This is a genomic window from Mesorhizobium sp. M1428, assembly GCF_040317515.1.
In the GTDB taxonomy this organism is placed as follows: Bacteria; Pseudomonadota; Alphaproteobacteria; order Rhizobiales; family Rhizobiaceae; genus Mesorhizobium.
In genome coordinates, this window is sequence record NZ_JAMYKT010000002.1 from 211,618 (window position 1) to 235,265 (window position 23,648).

Here is a 23,648-nt window from a genome sequence, read left to right on the forward strand (position 1 = left end):
GCCTTCCGAAATTCCTTCGGAACCGACCTTTCCCGGGCCGACCGCCTGAAGGGGCGGTCGGGTGGAAGATGGCAAGGGTGATTCCGGCGAAGCGCTCGAAACGGGTCCTGCCATGGAACGTTTTGCGCTGGCGCTCATTCACCCTTCCATCACGGAATTCGGCGGCGGGCCTGCAACCAGCGGAGGTCAAAATGAAAGTTGGCAACTGCATGACAAAGGACGTCGAGATCGCCAATCCGCAGCAAACCCTGCGCGATGCGGCAGAAATGATGGGGCGCCTCGACGCCGGCGCGATGCCGGTGGGCGAGAACGACCGGCTTGTCGGCATGGTAACCGATCGCGACATCGCAATCCGTGGCGTCGCCCAAGGCAAGACACCTGACGCCAAGGTACGGGAAGTGATGAGCACCGAGGTCAGGTATTGCTTCGAAGACGAAGACGCGGAGGATGTTCTGCGCAACATGGCTGACCTGAAAGTGCGCCGGTTGCCGGTGCTAAACCGCGACAAGCGCCTCGTCGGCATCGTTTCGCTGGGCGACCTCGCCACCAACAGCGAGACGGCGACAGCAGGTGAAGCGCTAAGCGGCATCTCGCAACCCGGCGGCGAGCATTCGCAAACGATACACTGACCGCGCAACCCCGGCCGGCCTTTGCTACGACCGAACCGCCGGCTGGATAGACGCCGGCCTGCCGGCGAAACTGTTCAGAGGCAAACTGGACTGCAACCCGACGAGGAGCGAGCCATGATTACTATGAAGGCCGTCCGTATCCACGATTTTGGCGGACCGGAGGTTCTTTCGCTGGATGCGGTTCCGTTGCCTCAGCCGCATGACGACGAGGTCACGCTCAAGGTCTACGCGGCAAGCGTCAATCCCGTCGACTACAAGGTTCGCGAGGGATCTTCGGGCGCGGATCTGCCCGTCACGCTCGGCCGCGACGTATCCGGCGTGGTGGAACTGTGCGGCACGCGGGCCCATACGCTGAAGAAGGGCGATCCGCTATATGCCATGCTCGGCAACGACCGCGGCGGCAACGCCGAATATGTCGTCGTCAAGGCAACGGAGGCGGCGGCGAAGCCGCAACGCTTAAGCCACACAGAAGCGGCCGCCGTGCCGCTTGCGGGCCTTACCGCGTGGCAAGGCCTGTTCGATCACGGCGGCCTCAAATCCGGGCACCGGGTCCTCATCCATGGCGGCGCCGGCGGCGTCGGTCATCTGGCGGTGCAGTTTGCAAAGGCCGCGGGCGCCTTCGTCGCGACGACCGTTTCCGCGCAGGATTTCAATTTCGTCCGCGCGCTTGGCGCCGACCAGGCGGTCGATTACAAGAACCAGCGCTTCGAGGAAGTTGTCGAGGACGTCGACCTCGTCTTCGACCTGGTAGGGGGTGAAACACAGGACCGCTCGTGGGACGTGCTCAAGCCTGGCGGGACGCTCGTCTCAACGCTTTCCGAACCATCAGCGGAGAAGGCCCGCCTGCATCGGGCTCGCGGCGTTTCCTATTTGACCAAGCCGAACGCGGCGCAGCTTGCCGAAATCAGCCGCCTCATCGACGCCGGGAAGGTCAGGCCGTTCGTGCAGGCAATCTATCCTCTCGAGGAAGTCGCCAAGGCCGAGGAACGGCTCGAAAAGCAGCACACGCGCGGCAAGATCGTGCTTCAGGTAGCCGCCTGAGCACTCGCCGAACAACAGGCCGCAGGCCAGTTTGCGGAGTGCTCGGACACAGGCCGTTTTCTGCAGCCCAGAAGCCCGGCGGCCGAGAGTTTGACACAGGACGGCGCGCCGGGCCTGGCCGGCTTACACGGGTGCCGGCTGAAGCAGCATGCGCCGGGTTTGCCGGGATGCGCAAATCAAACAAATCAAGGAGATGCAACGGATTGTGAGGCACGTCGCGACGACATCGTCGCACGCGCCGCCGTCAGTTAACTGCGAAGCGCAGGGCACAGCGTTTGCCGACAGGCGGGCTAGGTTTCTACCGGCCGCAAGCCGCAAAAAACCCCTTCAAACCGTCGGACACCGGCGATAGGTTCGAACCATGTCTCAATCCGCTAGTCCGATCTCCATTGCCCGTCACGATCAGATGTTTCCAGCGCTGGCTGAGGCGGACCTGGACCGCATGGGCCGTTTCGGCGAAGCCGTGTCCTATGCCACAGGCGAACGGATCGTCAAAGCCGGCGAGCTGGCACCCGGTCTGATCGTGGTCCTGTCCGGCAAGGTGGATATTATCCAGGGCGGCAGCTTCGGCCGGCGCGAAACAATCGTCACGCATGGTGCGGGCAATTTCGTCGGCGAGTTGGCGCAGCTTTCAGCCCGGCCCTCACTAGTGGATGTGGAGGCGATCGAGCCGGTCGAGGCGCTCGTCATCCCCTCACAAAGGCTGCGGGACCTGATGGTACAGGAAGCAAACCTCGGCGAGCGCATCATGCGGGCGCTGATCCTGCGCCGTGTCGGCCTGCTCGAGAGCGGCACAGCCGGACCGATCATTGTCGGACCGGTCGACAGCGGCGACGTGTTGCGGCTGCAAGGTTTTCTGGCCCGCAGCGGTCAGCCGCACCGGGTTCTCGATTCGGCTGCCGATCCCTGCGCCAGGACGCTGATCGAACGCTTCCATGTCGATATCCACCATTTGCCGATCGTGCTCTGTCCGAACGGCAAGCTGCTGCTCAATCCCGGAGAGAACGAGCTTGCCCGCTGCATCGGCCTCACCAGGCCGATCGACTCCAGCAAGCTGTACGACGTAGCCATTGTCGGCGCCGGACCGGCCGGCCTTGCGGCGGCCGTCTATGCGGCTTCCGAAGGGTTGTCGACGATCGTGCTCGATTGCCGTGCCTTTGGCGGACAGGCGGGCGCCTCCTCGCGCATCGAGAACTATCTCGGTTTCCCGACCGGCATTTCGGGGATGGCGCTGATGGCGCGCGCCTACAATCAGGCGCAGAAATTCGGCGTCGAGATGGTGATACCGGACGAGGCGAAGCTGCTGGGCAGTGCAAGCGACACGTCCGGCGCCCATTACACGCTCGCTGTCGGCAGCGGGGAGACCGTGCGGGCACGGTCGGTGGTGATCGCCAGCGGAGCGCGCTATCGCCGGCTTGACATGGCAAACCTGGCGCAATTCGAGGGAACCTCCGTGCATTACTGGGCTTCGCCGATCGAAGCGCGGCTTTGCGCCGGACAAGATGTGGCCCTGGTCGGCGCCGGCAATTCGGCTGGCCAGGCTGCCGTCTACCTGGCGGCGCATGTGAAGAAGGTATGGCTGCTGGCGCGCGGCAGCAGCCTGGATACGAGCATGTCGCGTTATCTGGTGGAGCGCGTCAGGGCACAGCCGAACATCGAAGTGCTGGCTGAGACGCAGATCACGGCGCTGGAAGGCGACGACGGCAATCTTGGCAAAGTGCGCTGGCGCAACCGCGACACCGAGACTTCGCGTCCAATCCGCCACCTCTTCCTGTTCATCGGTGCCGACCCCAACACCGATTGGCTGGCGCAATGCGGCGTGGCGTTGGACGCGAAGGGCTTCGTTCGCACGGGTCCGGATATTGGCCAGGAACGTGGTGCGCTGGAGACGAACCGCGGCGGGGTGTTCGCGATCGGCGACGTGCGCTCGGGCTCGATCAAGCGCGTCGCGGCTGCTGTCGGTGAAGGCGCCCAGGTGGTTGCGGCGCTGCATGCATATCTCGCGCGAAACGGCAGTCTCGCCGTGGCGCCACAACTGATCAGGAGCGTATGATGGCAGACGAATGCAGGCACGTCGGGGATATTCGCGACGTGACCCCGAGCGCGCTCGGTTGCGAGGAATGCCTGAAGAGCGGTTCGCAGTGGGTGCATCTGCGGCTCTGCCGCACATGCGGCCATGTCGGCTGCTGCGACGACTCGCCCAACCGCCATGCCACCAAGCATTTTCGGGCAACCGGCCATCCTGTCATCGAAGGCTACGATCCGCCGGAAGGCTGGGGGTGGTGCTACATCGACGAGATCTTCCTCGACCTCGGCGACCGCACCACGCCGCAAAACGGTCCGATACCGGGCTTCATTTGAGCTTTTTGCGAGCGGGCCGCTAATCCAAGGCTGCTTCGGCTTGAGTGGGCGTACCACGTCCCTCTGGTGCTGCCGATGAACGCTCGCGCATGTGCCTGACGGTCTGAAGGACACGATCGGCAAGAGATGCAAGCACACCCTGTGCCGTGCGCGTCCCGATGACGGATTCCAGCGTAACCGCCTGCGTCGAGAATTTGTGTTTGAACGACTCTGCGCCACAGAGGAAATCGACAGTGCTCAAGCCGTGATCGATTGACCACTTCACGTAATCCATCAACAGGATCACACCCGGCGACGCCCGGCCGAAATCCGGATCGAACGTCGTCACGAAGGCCATCATCACGTCGTGCTGAACGAAGTTGATCGACACAGCGACCATCACGCCATTGCATTCGAGGACGAAGATATGCAGCACGCCGGCGCGCGCCAGCGCATCGACGAGCGCGGCGAGTACCGGCACGCCCTCTTCGAAGAGGTCTGACTCACGCATGCGCTCGGTCAGCCATTTCCGCTTCAAGGCCGCGAGGCGTTCCAGTACCGGTTGCAGCGGCTCGTCGGGCGCAAGCAGGCGAAATCTCACCTCTCCGGTTTCTTCCAGCGCTTTGATGCCGCGCCGATAGTTCTGGCGCGTCTTTTTCGACTGGTCCGCCAACCATGCCGCTCCGCTTTCCCATTGTCCGGCAACGCGATAGCTGACTTCCGTTCGGTGAAAGTGACGGAGCCTGATGCCGGCGGAAGCTCCCGGCGTGAAAATTTTGCGGGCCGCCGCATCCGGCGAGAGACGACTGATCAAGGCCAGATCGAAGCCACCTGCATCGCAGAGTTGGGTCCATAGCTCCTGCAGCGCCGACAACGAGCATTCCGGAGCGACGAGAATATCCCCATAGTCGGTATAGCTGCCGGCCGCCCATTCGAGAAACCGCAGCCCCCTGCGCCTGCCGATCGCCAGCGGAACGACAGCGACGAGTCTCTCGCCCTTCCAGACCAGGCCGATCCGCAACGCGCGCTGGTCACGGCGTTGTACGGTACTCCACCATGCCGAAATCCAGGGATGGCTTTGAAAGATCAGCCCGTCGGTACGATGCCAAAGCTCCATCCAAGCGGCTTCGACCGCAGCCAGGCGATCCGCCGAACGGACGATTTCCAGGCGCTCCGCGCCTAGGACGTCGATGGAAACAGCGGTGTTCATGAAGGAGAACTGTCCTGTGGCTGCGCGACCACATTGGGCCGTCTGTGAAACAGTCGCATGACATGCCTTGCCATCTTCTTGAGCGGCAGGATGTAGAGCCCAAAGAGCGACTGGTAATCGCGCACATCGCGATCGACCAGGCCAAATTTCAGGTCTTCATCCGGCTCCGGGACAAATTGCGTTCCGAACAGACGATCCCAGAACGAAAAAAGCAGGCCGAAATTCTTATCGTAGTGACGCGGGTCGATGCTGTGATGCACCTGGTGCCAGTGCGGACACAGGATGATGTTGTTCAACGGGCCGAACGATATTTTGAGATGCGTATGGCGAACAAAGTCCATCATCAGGATGTTGCGGATGACGTAGACGTTGATGCCGAAGATAGCGACCTCTACCGGATCGAGTGCGATCAGGCTCCAGATACCGAAGCAGATGCCCGGGATGACGCCATCCCACATACGGTTCATCAGATCGTCCAGCGGATGAACCCGGTCCTTGGTGATCCCCACCATCACTTCGGCCGAATGATGTACCTTGTGCAATTCCCACAGGAACGGGAAACGGTGCTGGGCGACGTGGTAGAGGTAGTATGAAATATCATAGGCGACCAACATGGTTGCGGTGAAGATGACGATCGTCACTGGTCCCGCCGGGCCGCCTAGAAGCGGCGCGTGGATGTTAAGGAACCAGCCAATTGCCTCGCGTGTGCCATAGCCCACCGCGACGACGAAGGTGACGCCGGCAGGAATAAGCAGGAAAGGCATTATCGCCCGTTTCGTGATCCAGAACAGGGCGTCGGCTCGCGCCGACGGGTGCAGGATGACTTCCTGTGGGAAGGCGAAGTCGAAAAAGTCCCTGAGGGACTTATGTTCGGCAGTTCGCCAGTAGGCGATCACCGCGCTGCCCAGAGCGGTGAGGAGAAGCAGGCCGAGCGTGGTCAGATTGACGTTCGAAAGCTTTTCCACAATCGCTCGGGCAAATTCGGGAAACATCGTTGCAGCGGCTCCTGGTCGTAAGAAGGCAGTCTGGGGTCGCAAGAAGGCGATCTGGCGAATAGCAAAGCACAAAATCCCGCCAAACCCGCTACGCCGCCTGCAACCAGTGGCTGTTGCGGACGCAGCGGGCAAAGCAGGCTGGATGGTGCGAGACTAGCAGATCAACGGTAACGAAACCGCTAAATGTCCAAACGTAATTAATGTCGAATACGGCTGGAACTCGCCCGGCAACTCTACGTTGGCGACGGTTTTTGCCATTGCGGCTGATGAATTGGGGCAAGATGGATATTGATCCCGGCTTCGCCCACTTCGCCGTGCCAGGCGAGGCGTTCGGCTTGCTGCCTGGTGCCAAAACGCAGTGAAACCCAACCGCCTTGCCCTGGCATGTCACCGCCGGCGCCGATATCGAGCGCAGCATCGGGAAAGCGGATGGCCAACAGCGCCTCGTCGTCGCGCAACACCGTGACCGTGTTTTCGTGCCGGTCGGCATGGAGGCCGGCGGCCAGTTGGAAGACGATCTCGGACTGGCGCCTGCCGCCGAGCAGTTGGTCGGTGATGAGGATGCCATCGGTCTGGCGTGCCAAGGTGCGCTGATGCACGACGCCGAAGCGGCTTCTATAGCCGTCATGCCGGGCGCTCAGCCTCCAGTGCGTCCCCGGCTTGCTCTCCACCAGCGCTGCGACTGCCTTGTGCGACCAGTTGAAACTTCCAGCGATGGTGCTTTGGCTCTTGCCCTCGATGTTCAGCGTGTTGTGCGCCGGTGTGGAGCGGAACCAGTCGCGCCATGCGCCTCCCGAACCGTAGAGCCAGGTGCCGGGATCGACCAGCACCGGCTCACCGTCGATGCACAGGGTGAGCGACAGCGCGTCGGCATGGCCGTGGGCCGCTATCGAGAGATAGCCGAGCGGTCCATGGTCGAACGTCAGTTCGATATTGCGGCCATTCATTGCTCCGCGCCAGACGGAGAGCCCGCCTTGCGTGAACGTCTGCAAGCCATGCGCCGCGGGCGTCGGGCCCGACGGCGCACCAAAGAAAAGCGAACGAAAATCGTCGGGCTCCGGCGCGTTGCCCGGCGTCCCCAGTAAGCCGTGGATGGCGGCCGCGACCGATCGGATATAGTTCGGCTCGTCGCCCAGCTTCAGCACATGGCCCTCATCGTCGTCGCCGAAGCGGGCGGCTTTCTGTGGCAGCCAGCCGACGAAATTGGCGAAGGCGCCCAGACGCGCTTCGACGGCCGAGGGAAACGGCATTCCCGCCTGGCGTGCCGCGGCGGCGCACAGCAAGATGAGTTCGGCGCTGAAAGCTGCATAGGTCGGCGTTTGCTCGGCACCGGCGCCGTCGGCAAGAATCTGCTTGTGCGTCTCATTCAAAAGGGCGCTGCGGGCAATTTCGGATTCGGCCCCGAGCGCCAGGCCAACCAGATATTCGCCAGCCAACTCTGCGACAAGATGGTTGTTGGCGGAGGAATATCGCGACGGAAACCGCGGCAGCCAATAGGAGCTTGCCGCGAGTATCTCACCAGCTTTCCGCAGCGTCGCCGGGTCAAGCCGGTCACCGATAAGGTCCAGGGTGATGATCAGGCTGATGGCTCGCAGCGCTACTTCGATGCCGGAAGCCCAGCCAATGCCTCGGAACGGCGGATTGGCGGAATGCCAGCTGCCGATTGCCGCCTCGATGGCATTCCGGGATCGATTGTCCTCGCTGAGGAGCAGGTATGCAGCCAGTACTGGCAATTGCTGCAGCCGGTTGATCTCCCAGGCATATTTTATATCGCCAAGGTCGCCGCCATCGCGAAAATCGATATCGAAGGTATGAGCCTCGGGGCCAGGCCAAAGCCTGCCGGTCACCGGATCAAGACGCCAAAGCTCAGCAGGAAACAAAAGATCTGGCTCACGCTTTGGCCATGTCCGCCCGAGTGCCGAAAACCGGCCGTGAAGTATCTCTTGCGCGGCCGCCGCTATGGCTTGCCGTTGAGCGTCGGTCGCTGCCAGCGCAGCATGGCGAAATCCGGGCAGCACTGGGTGCAACTGCGGCGATGGATAGCGCTCCCACCCATCATCGCGGCGGCGCGACGCGATCCTTCGACGTTGCTCGCCCAGCCGGTGCAACACCTCGGCCGGTCCCATGCTGCGCAATCGGTTGATGTACCAGCCGATTCTCATGCACGCCCCGTCAACGTTTCGGTCCTTGTATACCATGCCGTCGAAAAGCTGCGGGCCGGCAATCTTCTTTCCCGTTCGTTGCGGTTAATATCTCCCGCGAGCATGCGGAGGGAGCGATGCAAAAAGCGGTGTATGTTGTTGCCTGGGTGCTCGCCTTGCTTGTGGCTGCCGACGCAGCGCCCATCCCTCTCAAGCGCGGCGTTGGCGTGCATCAGTGGCTCAACTGGTCGCCGGTGGACAAAGATGGAACCTACGTTTGGCCGCCCTATCGCAGCGAAAAGGAGTGGCTTGCGGAAAGCAGGCCGCTCACCGACTGGCCGGCCGGGGAGGTGTTTGCCCACATCCGATCGATGGGCTTCGACTTCGTCCGGCTGAGCGTCGATCCCGGCCCGCTGCTTGCCAGCGGGGACGCCAAGCGGCAGCAGGCGCTGGACATACTTGCCGCCGCCGTCGAGCGGATCACGTCGACTGGCCTCAAGGTGGTTTTCGACCTGCATGGCGTCACTCAGGTTCCAGACTACAGCATGGAGATGATCTATGGCGGCGCCGACAGCGAGGGTGTCGCCCGCTATCGTCAAATGGTTGTGGCGGTCGCCGCCATGCTGGTCAAGATAGGCACCGACAAAGTCGCCCTCGAACCTTACAACGAGCCCGCATACTACCCTTGCGATGCGAGCGGCAGCGATGACTGGCAACGGATCATGGCAGGGACCGTCCACGACATTCGAGCGGTCAGCAGCGAACTTACCATCGTTGCAACCGGCGCCTGCGGCGGCAGCATTGCCGGATTGGTCAACCTCAGCCCCGGCTTTGATGACCCAAACCTCTATTACAGCTTCCATATGTATGAGCCGCACAGCTTCACTCACCAGCGGCCCGATGACACAATCAGCTTTGCTTCGGGACTTCCCTGGCCGGCCGACAGCAGTACACCCGAAGTGGTGACCGAAACCCTTAGAGCACGGATGGAAGCTGCCGGCTTGAGCAGAGTCGAGCAGATGATGAACATGGCCACCGAGCGCCAAGCAATCGCGAAATATTTCGAGCAGAACTGGGGCCAGAGCCAACTGGAGGCGAGCTTTCGCCAGGCTGTCGACTGGGCTGAAGCCCATGGCATTCCCAGCCGGCGGCTCTTCATGGGCGAATTCGGTGCTATCCTCATGTCCGCGGACGGCCGCATGGGCGCTTTCGAGGCCGACCGTTCGCGCTATCTCAAGGCAGTGCGCCGAGAGTCCGAACGCTTTGCGATCCCATGGTCTGTCTGGGAGTTCTCCAATCCCTATGGGATGAGCCTCATCCCGGCCGATGGCGCCCCGGTACCCGACCCGGAGATGCTGCAGGCATTGGGCCTGCCATAAGTGCCGCCAGTCCCCTCACCAGCGAACAGCCGGTGGCAACCCCTGACCGCCGGGCCCGATCGAGGAACGGGCCTGTTGCAGCTTTCTCCCGGTTGGGTTGTGTTGGCACGAAGTGTTTAACACATTTGTTGTACTGGAGTGGAGGAATGCGCGCCTAGGGGGAACAATGTGTGGAATTGCCGGATGGATCGGTCGAAGGGCCGATAATCCACAAGAGCAGGCCGCCAGAATGTCAAACGCATTGCGGCATCGCGGTCCCGATGCCGAAGGCACCGAGATATTGGACCTGAATACCGGCGAGCAACAACTGGCATTGGTCCATCGCCGCCTGGCGATTATTGACTTGGCGCCTGAGTCGAATCAACCGATGCAGATTGAGGACGGTCGTCTCAAAATAATTTTCAACGGCGAGATATATAACTACATCGAGCTTCGCCAGGAACTGATCGGCCTTGGCCATCATTTTCGAACGCGCTCCGATACCGAGGTGCTGCTCCGAGCCTACGATCAATGGCACTTGTCCATGTTCGACCGGCTGAGCGGCATGTTCGCCTTTGCACTCTGGGATGCTCAGAGGCAGGAATTGATCCTCGCCCGGGATCCTTTCGGGGAAAAGCCGCTTTACCTCATGCAAAGCGAAAAACTGCTGCTGTTTGCCTCGGAGATCAGCGCATTGTTGTCGTCGCAGCAAGATGCGCAGCAACTCGATCTGGATGCCGTGCACGAGTATCTGAGCTGGCGTTATGTGCCGGGACCACGCACGCTTTTTAAACAGATCCGCAAGCTCAATCCCGGAAGCTATGCTGTTTGGTCGCAAGGGGTAGTCAAGGAAACGCGCTACTATACGCCTCCGGACCAGGCGGCCCTGACCGAGCGAATCGACGGAAAAACCGCCAAGCGGCGATTTCTGGAACTGCTCGACCATTCCGTCGAGATCAGGATGCGCAGCGACGCACCTTTTGGGGCCTTCCTCTCCGGAGGACTCGACTCCTCGGCTATCGTCGCCCTGATGGCGAGGCACAGCGCCACACCTATTCGCACGTTTTCCGTCGGGTTCGACGACGCAGCCTATAGCGAACTTGCATTCGCCCGGCGCGTTGCGGATCATTTCAAGACCGATCATTGCGAACTTGTCATCCAGCCAGGCGATCTGATGGATCACCTGCCGGCGATGGTTCGCCAACGCGGCGCACCTGTTTCGCAAAGCAGCGATATTCCAATTTACCTGATGTCGGAGCGCGCCTCCCAGGACGTCAAGATGGTGCTCAGCGGAGAAGGAGCCGACGAGATTCTCGGCGGCTATCCCAAGCATCGCGCGGAATCACTGGCCGGGATCTACCAGTCGCTTGTTCCAGCCTCGCTGCACGACAACGTCCTTTCCCCTTTGGTACGCGCCATGCCGGGCGCGTCGGCCAAGGTCGATACGTTTGCCCGCACCGCGGGCGACAGGGACTTTGCCGCCCGGATGGTCTCCTGGTTTGGAGCCGTTTCGGCGCAGCAGCGCGCTTGGCTGATCGGTGCGTCCGCAAATCGCCGTTATGAGCGCAACGACTTTCCGTTCTCGTCAAGCGCCACGGCTTCCCATCTTCGCCGCGTGCTGTTTTTCGATCAGACATCGTGGCTGCCCGACAATCTCCTGGAACGAGGCGACCACATGATGATGGCCGGTTCAATCGAAGGAAGAATGCCGTTCCTCGATCGCGACCTGGTTTCATTCGTCAGCAAATTGCCCGATCGCTACAGGCTGGGTTGGTTGCACAGCAAGCAGATCCTGCGCGACAGCATGGCCAATATCCTCCCGGAGGAAATTCTCAGCCGCCGCAAGGTCGGGTTCAAGGTACCGGTCGCCGAATGGTTTCGCGGATCGATGAGGAACTACGTGCATGACCATCTTTGCTCGCCTCACTCCGTCATTCGCAGCTATCTGAGTCCGAAGCAGCTTGATCAAATCGTCTCGGAACACACCACGCGTGCCGCCGACCACGAAAAGCTGATATGGGCGCTGTTGAATTTGGAGATATTCCACCGCGAATTCAGGCTGGAAGCGCCGCCGCGATCGTCGGCCTCAGCGCTTGACCGGTTGACGGCTTGACGCCGCCGACCGCCAAACATCGCAGATTGCGCCGACAAACGGGGCGAGTTCAAGCCGTTCCCGATGCACGGCCATGGCACCGGCACCAAGCCTTGCCCTCAGTGCCGGGTTTTCCGCAAGGCGGCTCAGCGCCTCGGTCAACGCTGTAACATCGCCTGGCGGCACCAGCAGCCCGGATTGCCCGTCGGTGATTATGTCTTCGACGGCGCCAACCGGGGTCGCCACCACCGCCAAACCGGCTGCCATGCCTTCGATCACCGACATCGGCAGATTTTCGGCGAAGGAGGGAAGAACCAGAATATCGGCCGAAGAAATCAGCGATGCGACATCGTCAGGTCCCACCCAACCCGGAAAGGCGATCCGGTCTGCAATCCCCAGCGCGGCTGATTTTGTCCGAGCCGCCTCGACTTCGCCATCGCCGGCAATCGTCGCGCGCCAATTCTTGGCAGGGCTCATGCGGTGCAGTGCCTCCAGCAATTGCGGTACGCCCTTGCGGTCGCCGATCCGGCCCAGGAACAGGATATGCACATGGTCGCCGCCGCCGACATGCGCCAGCGACGGGACTTCGGTCGCATTGGGCACGATCACGATATTGCCGGCAGCGCCCGGCGCCCGGCTGGCGACGAAATCGCGCCAAAGCCTGCCCAAGACGATCACCCGATCGGCATGCTCGAACAGAGCTTTGATACGGCGGCTTACGAAACCGCGGTCGGCTTTCCAGAATGTCTGATACTGCGCCCCGTGCAAATGCAGGACATAAGGTATCGACAGCAGCCGTGCACAGGCGGCGATCACCATCTTGCGGTAGGTGCTGCCGGAAACTGAGATGTTGATATGAATGACATCGGCGCGTCCAGCCAGACGCGCCTTAAGCATCCGTAAGCAAAAGCCGAGCATATAGAAGATCGAAAGTCCGACATGCCCCGGGCCACGACTGGCAAGGAAGCACACATCGATGTCGGCGATTTCTTGCCGTTCGAACTCCTGCTTCAGCGCCCCCATGATGCGGTCGATGCCGCCCTGCCCCGAAACGCCCGACGGCGTCGCGACCAGGACATGTATTTTTCGATCGGATATGAGGCGCTGCAACATGATGGTACTCTAAATAACACAGACCGGGTAACTGCAAAGCAAACGTTCCCGATAAGGTTTACGGCAAATCTTTTAGTTCAAACTGAATCTGTTCACCCTTCGCCGTCATCGCGCTGGATTTTCCGCCAGTCGGCGGCTAGTCGAAGGTGAGTTTTCCAGGGACACGCCCTTGCTGCTTCGTTCCACGCTCATTTATGCCCCGGCGATCCTGCTGACGCGAATTTCAGCGCTGCTCCTGCTGGTCGTCGTGACGCGTCTGATCGACCAGACCGAGTACGGCCTGCTCACCTTGGTGGTGACCGTCGGTGAAATGACCGACATTGCCGTCACCAACTGGCTGCGCATCGCCTTGCTCAGGCTTGGGGGCAAGGGCGAAGTCAGCCGCGGCAGCCTGATGCTGGCCGGGCAGGTGTTGCTTGCCACTACGGCCCTGGCGCTGGTCATATCGGTAGGCGCGTCGGCGGTGATCGTGCCGGAACGCTGGGTCGAGTTCGCGATCGCGGTCTGCGGCTATCTGGTCGCCGGATCCATCAGCCGCTTCGCGTTGACGGTGCTGCAGATGCAGCAGCGCCATTCGGTCTATTCGATGCTAGAAGCCCTGCGTGCCCTGCTGCAACTCGCATTGCCGATCGGCGCCATCCTTGTCTTCCAGGATAGCTTTCTGACGGTATCGCTGGGCTCGAGCCTCGGCGCCTTGATTGCCGGCATCGTGGCGGGCATCATGGCATCGCGACGGCTCGTTACCGGTCCGCCGCGTTTCACCCACAGGGACTTCTTTGCGCTCGGTGTACCGCTGATCATCATGGCGCTGGTTGGCTTCGGGCTCAACAGCGCGGAGCGTCTGTTCCTCAAGATCTATTACGATGCCAGCGCTGTGGCGATCTTCGCAGCAGCCTATGCGCTGGCCCGCCAGCCGATCGACATGGTCGCCAACGCCATCAACATGGGCGCCTTTCCGGAGGTGGTCAGCCGGTTCGACGAGGATGGGCCCGCGGCGTCGGGCCGGCTGCTGTCGCAACTGATGGCGCTGATGATGCGGCTTTGCCTGCCGATTGCAGCGATGCTGGTCGCGCTCAGCAGCGATATCACCGCGCTCATGCTGCCTTCGCAATACCACGGCCGCTTTGGCCTGCTGTTTCCGATCATTGCCTTCAGCGTGCTGTGCGCCAACCTCACCAGCTTCGTCTATGGCGTCGTGGTGCACGCGCACAAGCGGCCGTGGCTGCTGATCATCGCCAATCTCTTCGGTTCGGTGGCAACAATCGCATTGTCCCTGCTGTTGATTCCCCCGATGGCGGAGATCGGCGCCGCTTTGGCGCTAGCGGGCGGCTCGGTGGTGGGCTCCATAACCTGCATTATCATCAGCGAGCGGCTCACACCGGTGCCGGTGCCGTGGCGCGACATCGGTGTTTCGGTGATCATCTCGCTCAGCACGGGGCTGGCCGCCAAGCTTGCCAGCATGGTGGTGGGCGACTTGCCGGCGATCTTCTCGCTTGTCGCCGGCGGCACTGCCGGTGCTGCGGTTTTCTTCGGGCTGACCTCGTTGTTCCACCCTGTGGCAGCGACGCAATTCGTCGCCCAGCTGCGCGCGCGGCTACGGATCGCGTAGGGCCGAAGTCCAAGGCCAACGGCCCTATTTGTGGGAAAGCGAACTTATAAACCGGCGTTTCGGCGCCAGCGACGCTCCCAGAACTCCCGGCACAGCAGCCCGGCATAGGCAGTGTTGGTGTCATAGTAGCGGCGCCACAAGCGTCGCGGCTCCTGGACGACGCGGAACAGCCACTCCAGGCCGGCCGCTTGTATCAGCTTCGGCGCACGGGCAACCTTGCCGCCATAGACGTCGAAACTGCCGCCCACGCCCATCACGAAGCTTGAGGCGAGTTCACCGCGGTAGCGTTTGAGAAAGCGTTCCTTGCGCGGTGTCGGCATGGCCACCAGCAGGCAGTCGGCGTCCGAGGCGTTGATCGCCGCGACGATCCCGGCCTCGTCCTCCGGCTTGAAATAGCCGTTGCGCATTCCCGCTATACTGAGACTCGGATGGTCTTTGGCAAGTCTCGCTACAACCGCGTCGAGAACGTGCTGTTCGGCCCCCAGCAGATACGGCCTAAATCCACGCTTTGCGCAGAGGCTTAGCAGATTGATCATGATGTCGACGCCCGCCACCCGCTCGGGCAGCGCGACACCGCACAGACGTGCACCCCAAAGCACGCCGATGCCGTCGACATTGACAACGTCCGCCCCGGCCACGTCCTCGCGTAGTTCGGCATTCTGGCGCATGGTCACCAGCTTGGCGACGTTCACGACCACATGATGCAGCGGCCGCCGCAGGGTCATCGCCTCGTCGGCGATGGCCAGCGTCTCTGCCATGGTCAGCGCATGGATAGGTGCGCCAAGGAACTCCCGGCGCCGTGACGCCAACAGGGAATGCTGCGCCCATGCCGGGGCGTGCGCGTTCATGCGGCCTGCTCCCTTGCAAGCGTCACTTGTGCGACCTCTGGTTTCTTGCCTTCGATGCGGGCGTCCGGCTTGCGTGCCTTGCGCCACGTCCACAGGCCCCTCGTATCGACGAGCTTCTTGTCCTTGAGCGCCTCGGGGTCGACCAGATTGAACTGCCGATGGTCGACCAGGAGGACGACGATATCGGATTTGTCGATGGCCGAAAGTGCGTCGGTGAACACGATGCCCCTGCCCTCGAGCTCATGCGGCAGCGCATTTGTGTTGGGTTCAGCCGCAATGATCTTCACATTCGGGATATCGGACAGAAGCTTCACCACCTCGACGGCCGGGCTCTCGCGCAAATCGTCGATGTTGGCTTTGAAGCTGAGGCCAAGACAGGCGATCGTCTGTTTGCGGGAGGGGTCGAGCAAGGCCTCGATATCCCTGACCACCGACATGGGCCGCTCGGAATTGATCCGGCGTGCCGAAGCCATCAGCCGTGTGCTGTTGGGTGCAGCGTCGATGATAAAATATGGATCAACCGCAATGCAGTGACCGCCAACGCCCGGACTCGGCTGAAGGATATTCACGCGAGGGTGCCGATTGGCGAGGTCGATCACTTCCCATACGTTGAGCGAGAGATCCTGACATACTGCGGCAAGCTCGTTGGCAAAGGCGATATTGACGTCGCGGAACGCGTTCTCAGTCAATTTCACCAGCTCAGCACTTTCGGCCGTTGTCATGAACAGGTCGCCGGTGACGAAGGTCGAATAGAGTGCCGCGGTCCGTTCCGACGATTTGCGGGACAATCCGCCGATCGAGCGATCGTTGTTGATCAGCTCGGTCAGCACCTTTCCCGGCAGCACGCGCTCGGGCGAATAGGCAACCAGCACATCGGCGTCTTCGCCATGCTGGACAGGAAATTTGAGATCGGGCCGCAACTCGGCAAGCAGGCCGGTCATGATACGCGTGGTTCCCACCGGCGACGTCGATTCCAACACCACAAGGTCTCCCCGCTTCAGCACCGGGGCGATGCTTCGTGCCGCCGCGAGCACGTAGGTCACGTCCGGCTTATGATCGTGGGTCATCGGGGTCGGCACGGCGATGATATAGGCGTCCGCCGGCTGCGGCGTGCTGTAGGCCGTGAGCTTGCCGTTCGCCACGACCTTCTGGATCAGACCGTCAAGGTCCGGCTCGACGATGTGGATTTCGCCGCGATTGACCTTCTCGACCACCGCTCCGTTGACATCGACGCCAATGACGTTGAGCCCGCGGCTGGCGAAAATGGCGCAGGTCGGCAGGCCGATATAGCCCATGCCGATTACGGAAACGGTTTTGATTTCAGCCATGGTGCAGCAGTTCCTCAACAATCCGGTTACTGGCCCGGCCATCGCCATATGGGTTGTGTCGTTCCGCCATGCCGCGATAGGCAGCCTGATCGTCGAGCAGGCGATTGGCGTTTAACAGGATTTTCTCGACATCGGTGCCGACAAGACGGGCGGTGCCGGCCACGATCCCCTCGGGTCGCTCGGTATTTTCGCGCATCACCAGCACCGGCTTGCCGAGCGAAGGCGCTTCTTCCTGCACGCCGCCGCTATCGGTAAGCACCAGATAGCTCTGCTTCTGCAGGTACAGGAACGGTAGATAGTCCTGCGGCTCGACCAGATGGACGTTCGGCACGCCTTCCAGCTCTGCGTTGACCACCGAGCGCACATTGGGGTTTGGATGGACAGGGTAGACGATCTGCACGTCTCCGCGCGCCGCCAATCCCTTCAACGCCGTACAGATGCGCTGGATGCCGCCGTCGAAATTCTCGCGGCGATGGCCGGTGACGAGGATCATTTTCTTGGAAGGGTCGAGGAAGGGGAAGCGGGCAGCGAGCTTCGCGTTCATCAGCCTGTCGGCATCGATCGCGCTTGAAAAATGCAACAGCGTGTCGATCACCGTGTTACCGGTCACGAAGATGGTGCTTTCGGCCTTTCCTTCGGCGATGAGATTGTCGCGTGCCTGAACGGTCGGCGCAAAATGCCAGGTGGCGATGTCGCCGGCAATCTTGCGGTTCAGTTCTTCAGGAAACGGCGAGTTGATGTTGTGGCTGCGCAATCCTGCTTCGACATGAGCGACCGGGATACGCTTGTAGAAGGCAGCCAGGGCCGCGGCCATTGCCGTGGTGGTGTCGCCCTGCACCATGACGATATCGGGCTTCGCCTTGTCCAGCACCTCGGCCATGCCCAGGAGCACGCGCGAGGTCACGTCGAACAGCGACTGGCCGGGTTGCATGATGTTGAGATCGTGGTGCACAGGCAGACCGGTCAGCTCGACAACCTGGTCGACCATTTCACGATGCTGGGCGGTGATGCATATTTCGGTGATGAAGCCTGGATGAGCAAGGGCGGCGCGCGCCACTGGAAAGCATTTGAGTGCCTCCGGCCTCGTGCCGAACACGATCAGCAGTTTCTGCCTGGAGGGCAGTTTTGGACGTGAAAGGACGTTCATTGCTGATCCTGGTTGCCTGCAGCCTTCGGGACATGCCGACTATTGCCCGCAAGAGCCATAATAGCGCCGGGAAGCGCCTTCGTGATCTCAATTCTTAATATATGATTAATAACCAAGGCCGCGTTCTCCCGGCTTAACTCTTGTGAAAGGTTGGGCTGACAAGTAGTCTATGGCGGTAGTCTTGAAAAAGAATATATTGGATTGACTAATATTTTAATCATCGGCCACGCCGACGCATCCCGGCGCTGGGAGAATGAGCTTCTGGCGCGGTTGAGTGCGGCTGGACATGCGGTTTCGAGTTGCCGCGCGGCGGCGCCTGAACCCAATGCGCGCGGGATGGATAATGTGCTGGCGCTCGAGGGCCGGCGCTTCGGCCCCTCACTGGCAAGCCGTTCCGGGCCGCTGCCGTCAGGCGATACCGGTCCAGTCGATCTTATAGTCGATCTCACCGCTACCGCCGCACGACGGGGCACGCCTGTCCTGACGCTCGAATTTTGCGGCCATAGCAGCTTTGCCGCGGGCATGACCGAGATGCTGGCGAGCGGGCGTTTGCCAGAACTCACCGCGCGCCTCGACGGCGTTGCCGTCGCCAGGGCGCGGCCGATGATCAGCGATCGGCTCTGGCTGTCCCGAACCAGCAATGACCTGCTCGCCGGCGCCATCTCCCTGATTGCCCAATGTGTCGCCCGCTTTTCGACGGGCAAACTTGCGCCGATTGCCGAGAGCCCGGCGCCGCCCCTGAAGAAAGGCGGTTTTGTCAGGTATTATCTGCCCTTTTTCGGCAGGGGATTGCTCGACCGCGCCGTGCAAAAACTGCGACGTGGCCGGCGCCCCTTCTATTGGCAGGTCGCTTACCGGCTGATCGACGGTCCAGGTGTCGCCGAAACCGGACAGCTGGATGGCAAGCCGTTCACCGTGCTTGCCGATGACGGGCAGCGATTCTACGCCGACCCGTTCGTTCTCGAGCGCGACGGCCGTCACTATCTTTTTGTCGAGGAGTTTCCCTACGCCACCGGCCGCGGCGTGATTTCTGTCGCCGAACTTAGCACCGACGGCACTTTCAGCGTGCCGAAACTGGTGCTGGAGGAAGCGCATCACCTGTCATATCCGCAGGTGTTCGCTCACTCCGGCGAGATTTTCATGATCCCTGAAAGCGCTGCGGCGCGAGAACTGGTGCTCTACCGTGCGGTGCAGTTTCCGGATCACTGGGTGCGCGATACGGTGCTGATGACGGACAGGGATTTCAACGACGCTACGCTGCTCGAATCCGACGGCCGCTTCTGGCTGTTGGGGACCGAGCGGTTCGGTCACGGCAGCGCGTCCGACACGATGGCCGTCTATTCCGCTCCGGCGCTGCGTGGGCCCTGGGCTGCGCACGCGCTCAATCCGGTCGCAGTCGATCACTCCGCCACTCGACCGGGCGGCGCTTTTATCCGCCAGGGCGACGCTTTGCTGCTACCGGTGCAAAACGGCTTGAGAGCCTATGGCGGTGGTCTGGGCTTGATGCGACTGGATCGGCTTGATAATTTCGACGTCCGTTTCGAACTGCCCCAGCCAATCGATCCCGGGCCGGCATGGGCTCGGTCCGGCATTCACACGCTCAATCGCGCGGGCCGTGTCGAGGTTGTGGATAGCGCCGGCTGACCGGTTTGGGGTCCGGGCTTAACGGATCTCAGTCGGCTTCAATGCAGCGACCGAAGACTGGTCCCTGTAGGCAAGCAGCAACACCACGATGATCGTCATGTCCGGCGTTTTTGACGAAAGCGCGTTGTTCGACAGCGCGGCAAGCAAGAACGTTATGGTGCCGATCCATGCGGGCAGCGGCGCCCCGCGCAGCAGCCGGAAGACAAACCAGAATATCAGCGCTGTAAACAGCAGGGCTATGGGCAGGCCGAAGAGCAAGATAATTACCACAGGCGCGCTTTCGATGTAGGGCAGATGCAGCTTCTGCCTGACGATCGCCAGCAGGTCGTCAACGTTCATGCCGAACAGGATGTCGTTCCAGCTGACTAGTCCGAATACCTGGTAAATGGTCACCCGGGCCATGAAGTTTTCGTCGAAGATGGTGTTGCTGAATCGATTCAGCAGACCGCCCGCAAACAGTACAGCTACGAGCACCGCGCCACCGGCGACGGTGAACATCAGTACGAAAAATTTGGCCTGCCGCTCGTATTTGAGCGATAGGCCCGGCCAGGGCACGAACAGTAGCAGAATGAGGATTTCCGCCGTGGCGAGCATCAGCGCAGCGCGAGCGCCTGACGCAGCGCAACCGATGAATAACAGGAAGATCGCCATCACCCGCATCCAGATGCGCCAGTGCGTCAGCGGCACGAATCCAATGCTTGTGGCGCAGAGCGCGCCCAGTGCCAGCGGATGGGACGACAGGCCAGTTGGCCTGAATTGCAGTTCGTTCAAGCCATAGGGCAACAACCGATGTTGAGTCACCGCCTCGATGGTGCCGATGACAGCGCTCAGGACCGCCATTCCAAGCACGACGTCTCCCAACGCCCGCCGCACCTCTGCATTCAATGCCAGCATCAACAGGCCTGTGGCGCCGGCCACCAGATAGGTATCGATGATGAAGCCGGAGGAGCCCGCACGGCCGGTAACGAACAGATAAGGCACCAGCGCGAACATCAGCACCGAATAGCGGATCAACGCCTTGAATATTCCAATTTCATCGCCGTGCAGCAGAAACGGTCGGCTGAAAAGAACGACAGGAAGCAGCAGGATGATCGCATAGGTGCCGAAATGCAGCTTTTCGTAGAACGAGCCTCCCTGGGCCGTATAGTCGACGACCATGTTCATCACCTGCGGCGACACCGTAAAGCGAAGCAGGAGCGCGAACGCCGCGCACAGGAAAAACAGCAGCGACAGCGCGTTCTGACGGCGCGCTCGGCTGGACAACACTCGTTCCGAAGCGGCAGCGGGATAGCTCATGGCCCATCCAAATGGCGATATTCGAACGGCATTCTGGGCAACGAAATCCCTTCAACGTCCGCCGGACGGACGGGGTGTATGAACAGTAAAATGGGCCAACTTGGAAAATAAGATGTTAACGATGTTTCTGTAGAGCAGGCCAAGCGTAATGATTTAACAAGGGTTGTCACCATGTCTGCCGGTTCCGGCACACCCCCTATCCCCGCGACGGCTTCCAACAACAGTGCATTCGAGCGTATCGCCAATGCACGGCGCAGGGCAATGCTGCAACAGCGTGGCCCGGTCGCGGCGCCAAGCTCCGCGCCGGTGACGCCGCAAGCTCCAGAGCCAGTCGCGACGGTGACACTGGACAAGATCGGCGATTTCCTCGAGCTCGATTTTCGACGCCTGTTCGTCTGGCTGCGGGCCGGCCTCGCCCTGGCGTTGATGCTGGCGGTAATCGGCGGCATTGTCGGCGGTGCTTATGCGTTGCTCAGTAAACAGCGTTACACCGTCACGACGGAGGTCCTCATCAACCCATCCAATTTGCAGGTTGTGGAAAACGACCTCTACTCGCAACCGGGTCAGGTCGATAGCCAGTTGCTCAGCACGCGCAGCAAGCAGCGCATCCTGACCTCGGGCAACGTGCTTTCCCGTGTGGTGGACGAACTGAATCTGACTCACGATCCGGAGTTTTTCGATCCGGACCGGAGCACATCCTCGTCCGGCGCTGTGGCGAAGCCCGACCCGAGGCTCATCGCCTTGAAGAACCTGGCGGATCGGGTAGACGCCATCGCGGACCCGACCTCGTTTGTCACAACCCTCTCGGTATCTGCGGAAACCACCGCCAAGGCGATCCTGATCTCGCAGGCCATAGTCAAAAACTTCCAGGAAGAATTGGCCAAGGCCGAAGCTGCCGGCGCCAGCCGTGCCGCGGCTGCCCTTGACAGCCGGCTTGGCCAACTCAAGAGCGACGTGCAGGCTGCCGAAGAGAAGGTCGAGAGCTACAGGCGCAGCCACAACCTGTCGTCCAGCAACGGCCAACTCGTCAGTTCGCAGACGCTGACGCAGCTCAATGGCGAAATCGTCGATGCGCAATCGCGCGTCATCGCCGCGCAGGCAAGCTATGACGCCCTGGTTGCCTCCGGTATCAATGGAGCCAATCCCGACCCCACGGTTTCGGAGGCACTCGCAGCGCTGCGCGACAGGTCAAACAGCCTGCGGCAGCAGATCGACTCACAGTCAATGACCTTCGGTCCGCGCCACCCGACGATTGTGAGACTCAGGACGGAACTCGAGACCGTCAACTCGCAACTCCGGGCCGAGTTCTCCCGCACCGTCGGCACGGCAAAGGCCAGCCTGGACAAGGCCAGGGCCTCGTTGGCTTCTCTCAACGCCAGGATGAACGATCTGAAAAGCAATGTTTTCACCGACAGCGAGTCCGAAGTCGCCCTGCGTGAACTTGAACGCGATGCCGCCTCCAAGAGAGCCGTCTATGAGAGCTTCCTGTCACGTGCGCGCCAAATCAGCGAGCGCGAGCAGATCGACACCACAAACGTACAGGTGATTTCGACCGCGGTGCCGCCACCAGGGCGCTCATGGCCACCGCGCCCTTCCCTGGTGGCAGGCGCAGGAGCGTTCGCAGGCTTTGCCCTGGGCATGCTGCTGGCCATCGGCATGGGCATCATCCGCGACATGCGCCGGCCGCCGAACCGATCAGGCCTTGCCGCCAGCCGAGCCTGAAGCACAGGGCATGGCGAAGCGCATCGTTTTCCACATCGCCAGCCTGAGGGGCGGCGGCGCCGAACGTGTCTTCGTCCTGATGGCAAATGAACTGGCGTCGCGTGGCCACGAGGTCACGCTTTTTACCTGGAACGCGGAAGGCCCTAACGCCGCGCTGCGCTCCGCCGCCGTGCATCTGGTCGACTTCGGCCTTCTCTTGCGCGGCGAGGGTTACGCCAAGTCGGCGACGCTGAAAGGCATAGTGCGAAGCGCAAATTTGTTCCGCCACCTTGACCCTGATGCGGTCTATAGCGCCCCGGAATTCGCCAATCTGGTGATGGCGCTGTCACTCATGCTGGCTAGAAGCCGGGCAAAATTCTTTCCAAGCTTCCACGCCGCCGCCTCGCTGCCTGCCAGCGGCCTCGGCGCGAGGCTGGCGATCTGGCTTTCCGCGCTGGTTGCAGCGCGTACAACCAAAGCCATCGCCGTTTCGGCGGGTGTCGGCCGTGACATCATCGCCCGCGGTTTCCCCGAATCCAGGGTCGTCGTCATCAACAACCCGCTGTCGCCGGCTGAATCACCGCAGGGGATTTCCTATGCCTGGCAGGCAGCGTTGGCGGCAATGGGCGATGGCCCGGTCATCGCCACCGCCGGGCGCCTGGTGCCGGTCAAGGACCACCGGACTTTGCTGCGGGCCTTCGCTGCCCTGCGTGCCCGCCGCCCTGCCCGGCTTGTCATCTTCGGCGAAGGTCCGCTGGCTGCCGAATTGCACGCCTATGCCGAAGAGACCGGCATCGGCGCGCACGTGCTCTTTGCCGGCTACGTCAACGATCCCGCAGCCTGCTATGCCGCAACCGATCTGTTCGTCCTTACATCCACCAGCGAAGGCTTTGGCAACGTGTTGGTCGAGGCCATGGCTGCAGGTGTCCCCATAATCTCTACCGATGCTCCGCATGGCCCGCGCGAAATACTCGGTGACGGCCGCTTCGGCACCTTGGTGCCGGTCGGTGACGCCGCGGCCCTGGCGAAGGCGATGGCCGAGATGCTGGACCACCCCACCCCTGCTGCCGTGCTGAAAAGCAGGGCGGCGGATTTCGCAGTCGAAAAGATTGGCGATCAGTACGAAGCGTTGCTCTAGTTGTCGGTCACGGCAGCA

At 61.5% G+C, this 23,648-nt stretch carries 18 protein-coding genes; 10 read left to right on the forward strand and 8 right to left on the reverse strand.

What is annotated here, in order from left to right; genetic code table 11:
• Positions 1–191 precede the first annotated feature (191 nt).
• The 4 genes from NKG60_RS04335 to NKG60_RS04350 all read left to right on the forward strand — a co-directional run bounded on the left by NKG60_RS04335 (position 192) and on the right by NKG60_RS04350 (position 4,031).
• The gene (locus NKG60_RS04335; RefSeq protein ID WP_352662389.1) at positions 192–629 is read left to right on the forward strand and encodes a CBS domain-containing protein; all 438 of its coding nucleotides are present in this window, start codon (positions 192–194) and stop codon (positions 627–629) included.
• A gap of 114 nt (positions 630–743) precedes the next feature.
• Positions 744–1,670, forward strand: coding sequence for an NADP-dependent oxidoreductase (locus NKG60_RS04340; protein ID WP_352661893.1), 927 nt, complete (start codon positions 744–746; stop codon positions 1,668–1,670).
• 361 nt (positions 1,671–2,031) lie between these two features.
• Entirely contained in the window at positions 2,032–3,723 is a 1,692-nt protein-coding gene (locus NKG60_RS04345; protein ID WP_352974190.1) for an FAD-dependent oxidoreductase, read from the forward strand.
• Positions 3,720–4,031 (forward strand): UBP-type zinc finger domain-containing protein, encoded by a 312-nt coding sequence (locus tag NKG60_RS04350; RefSeq protein ID WP_352661899.1) that lies wholly within the window; start codon positions 3,720–3,722, stop codon positions 4,029–4,031. The genes NKG60_RS04345 and NKG60_RS04350 overlap by 4 nt, the downstream gene beginning before the upstream one ends.
• Before the next feature lie 19 nt (positions 4,032–4,050).
• Here the strand turns inward: NKG60_RS04350 and NKG60_RS04355 are convergent, their stop codons facing one another.
• The 3 genes from NKG60_RS04355 to NKG60_RS04365 form a co-directional block, all read right to left on the reverse strand.
• Positions 4,051–5,220, reverse strand: coding sequence for a GNAT family N-acetyltransferase (locus tag NKG60_RS04355; protein WP_352661902.1), 1,170 nt, complete (start codon positions 5,218–5,220; stop codon positions 4,051–4,053).
• Positions 5,217–6,212 (reverse strand): sterol desaturase family protein, encoded by a 996-nt coding sequence (locus NKG60_RS04360; protein WP_352865948.1) that lies wholly within the window; start codon positions 6,210–6,212, stop codon positions 5,217–5,219. The genes NKG60_RS04355 and NKG60_RS04360 overlap by 4 nt, the downstream gene beginning before the upstream one ends.
• A 236-nt stretch (positions 6,213–6,448) precedes the next feature.
• Positions 6,449–8,377: a heparinase II/III family protein gene (locus NKG60_RS04365; RefSeq protein WP_352865950.1), complete on the reverse strand. Its 1,929-nt coding sequence runs from the start codon at positions 8,375–8,377 to the stop codon at positions 6,449–6,451.
• Between the two features lie 116 nt (positions 8,378–8,493).
• Here NKG60_RS04365 and NKG60_RS04370 point away from each other — a divergent pair, with 116 nt between their 5' ends.
• Complete coding sequence (locus tag NKG60_RS04370) at positions 8,494–9,735, forward strand: glycoside hydrolase family 5 protein (RefSeq protein WP_352661911.1); 1,242 nt, start codon at positions 8,494–8,496, stop codon at positions 9,733–9,735.
• 166 nt (positions 9,736–9,901) lie between these two features.
• On the forward strand, positions 9,902–11,827 hold the full coding sequence (asnB, locus tag NKG60_RS04375; RefSeq protein WP_352661914.1) for an asparagine synthase (glutamine-hydrolyzing): 1,926 nt from the start codon (positions 9,902–9,904) through the stop codon (positions 11,825–11,827).
• Here asnB and NKG60_RS04380 read toward each other — a convergent pair.
• Entirely contained in the window at positions 11,801–12,919 is a 1,119-nt protein-coding gene (locus NKG60_RS04380) for a glycosyltransferase family 4 protein (RefSeq protein ID WP_352661917.1), read from the reverse strand. The two genes, asnB and NKG60_RS04380, sit on opposite strands and share 27 nt — an antisense overlap.
• Positions 12,920–13,088: 169 nt before the next feature.
• Between NKG60_RS04380 and NKG60_RS04385 the strand changes: the two genes are divergently transcribed.
• Positions 13,089–14,528, forward strand: a complete 1,440-nt coding sequence (locus NKG60_RS04385; protein WP_352661920.1) for a lipopolysaccharide biosynthesis protein — start codon at positions 13,089–13,091, stop codon at positions 14,526–14,528.
• Positions 14,529–14,572: 44 nt separating this feature from the next.
• Here NKG60_RS04385 and NKG60_RS04390 read toward each other — a convergent pair whose 3' ends face one another.
• Genes NKG60_RS04390 through wecB form a run of 3 tightly spaced genes read right to left on the reverse strand, consistent with a single transcriptional unit; the run spans position 14,573 to position 17,851 of the window.
• The gene (locus NKG60_RS04390; RefSeq protein ID WP_352661923.1) at positions 14,573–15,376 is read right to left on the reverse strand and encodes a WecB/TagA/CpsF family glycosyltransferase; all 804 of its coding nucleotides are present in this window, start codon (positions 15,374–15,376) and stop codon (positions 14,573–14,575) included.
• Positions 15,373–16,704 (reverse strand): UDP-N-acetyl-D-mannosamine dehydrogenase, encoded by a 1,332-nt coding sequence (wecC, locus tag NKG60_RS04395; protein ID WP_352974193.1) that lies wholly within the window; start codon positions 16,702–16,704, stop codon positions 15,373–15,375. Before wecC ends, NKG60_RS04390 begins: the two co-directional genes overlap by 4 nt.
• Positions 16,697–17,851 (reverse strand): non-hydrolyzing UDP-N-acetylglucosamine 2-epimerase, encoded by a 1,155-nt coding sequence (gene wecB / locus NKG60_RS04400; RefSeq protein WP_352661926.1) that lies wholly within the window; start codon positions 17,849–17,851, stop codon positions 16,697–16,699. The genes wecC and wecB overlap by 8 nt, the downstream gene beginning before the upstream one ends.
• A gap of 201 nt (positions 17,852–18,052) precedes the next feature.
• Here wecB and NKG60_RS04405 point away from each other — a divergent pair, with 201 nt between their 5' ends.
• A complete protein-coding gene (locus tag NKG60_RS04405; RefSeq protein ID WP_352661929.1) occupies positions 18,053–19,495 on the forward strand; it encodes a glucosamine inositolphosphorylceramide transferase family protein in 1,443 nt (480 codons plus the stop codon).
• Positions 19,496–19,513: 18 nt separating this feature from the next.
• Here NKG60_RS04405 and NKG60_RS04410 read toward each other — a convergent pair whose 3' ends face one another.
• Positions 19,514–20,791, reverse strand: a complete 1,278-nt coding sequence (locus NKG60_RS04410; RefSeq protein WP_352661932.1) for a VpsF family polysaccharide biosynthesis protein — start codon at positions 20,789–20,791, stop codon at positions 19,514–19,516.
• Between the two features lie 171 nt (positions 20,792–20,962).
• Between NKG60_RS04410 and NKG60_RS04415 the strand changes: the two genes are divergently transcribed.
• Together NKG60_RS04415 and NKG60_RS04420 are read left to right on the forward strand one after the other, a co-directional pair.
• Complete coding sequence (locus tag NKG60_RS04415; protein WP_352974195.1) at positions 20,963–22,513, forward strand: GumC family protein; 1,551 nt, start codon at positions 20,963–20,965, stop codon at positions 22,511–22,513.
• Positions 22,514–22,523: 10 nt separating this feature from the next.
• A complete protein-coding gene (locus tag NKG60_RS04420) occupies positions 22,524–23,630 on the forward strand; it encodes a glycosyltransferase (protein WP_352661938.1) in 1,107 nt (368 codons plus the stop codon).
• Positions 23,631–23,648 lie beyond the last annotated feature (18 nt).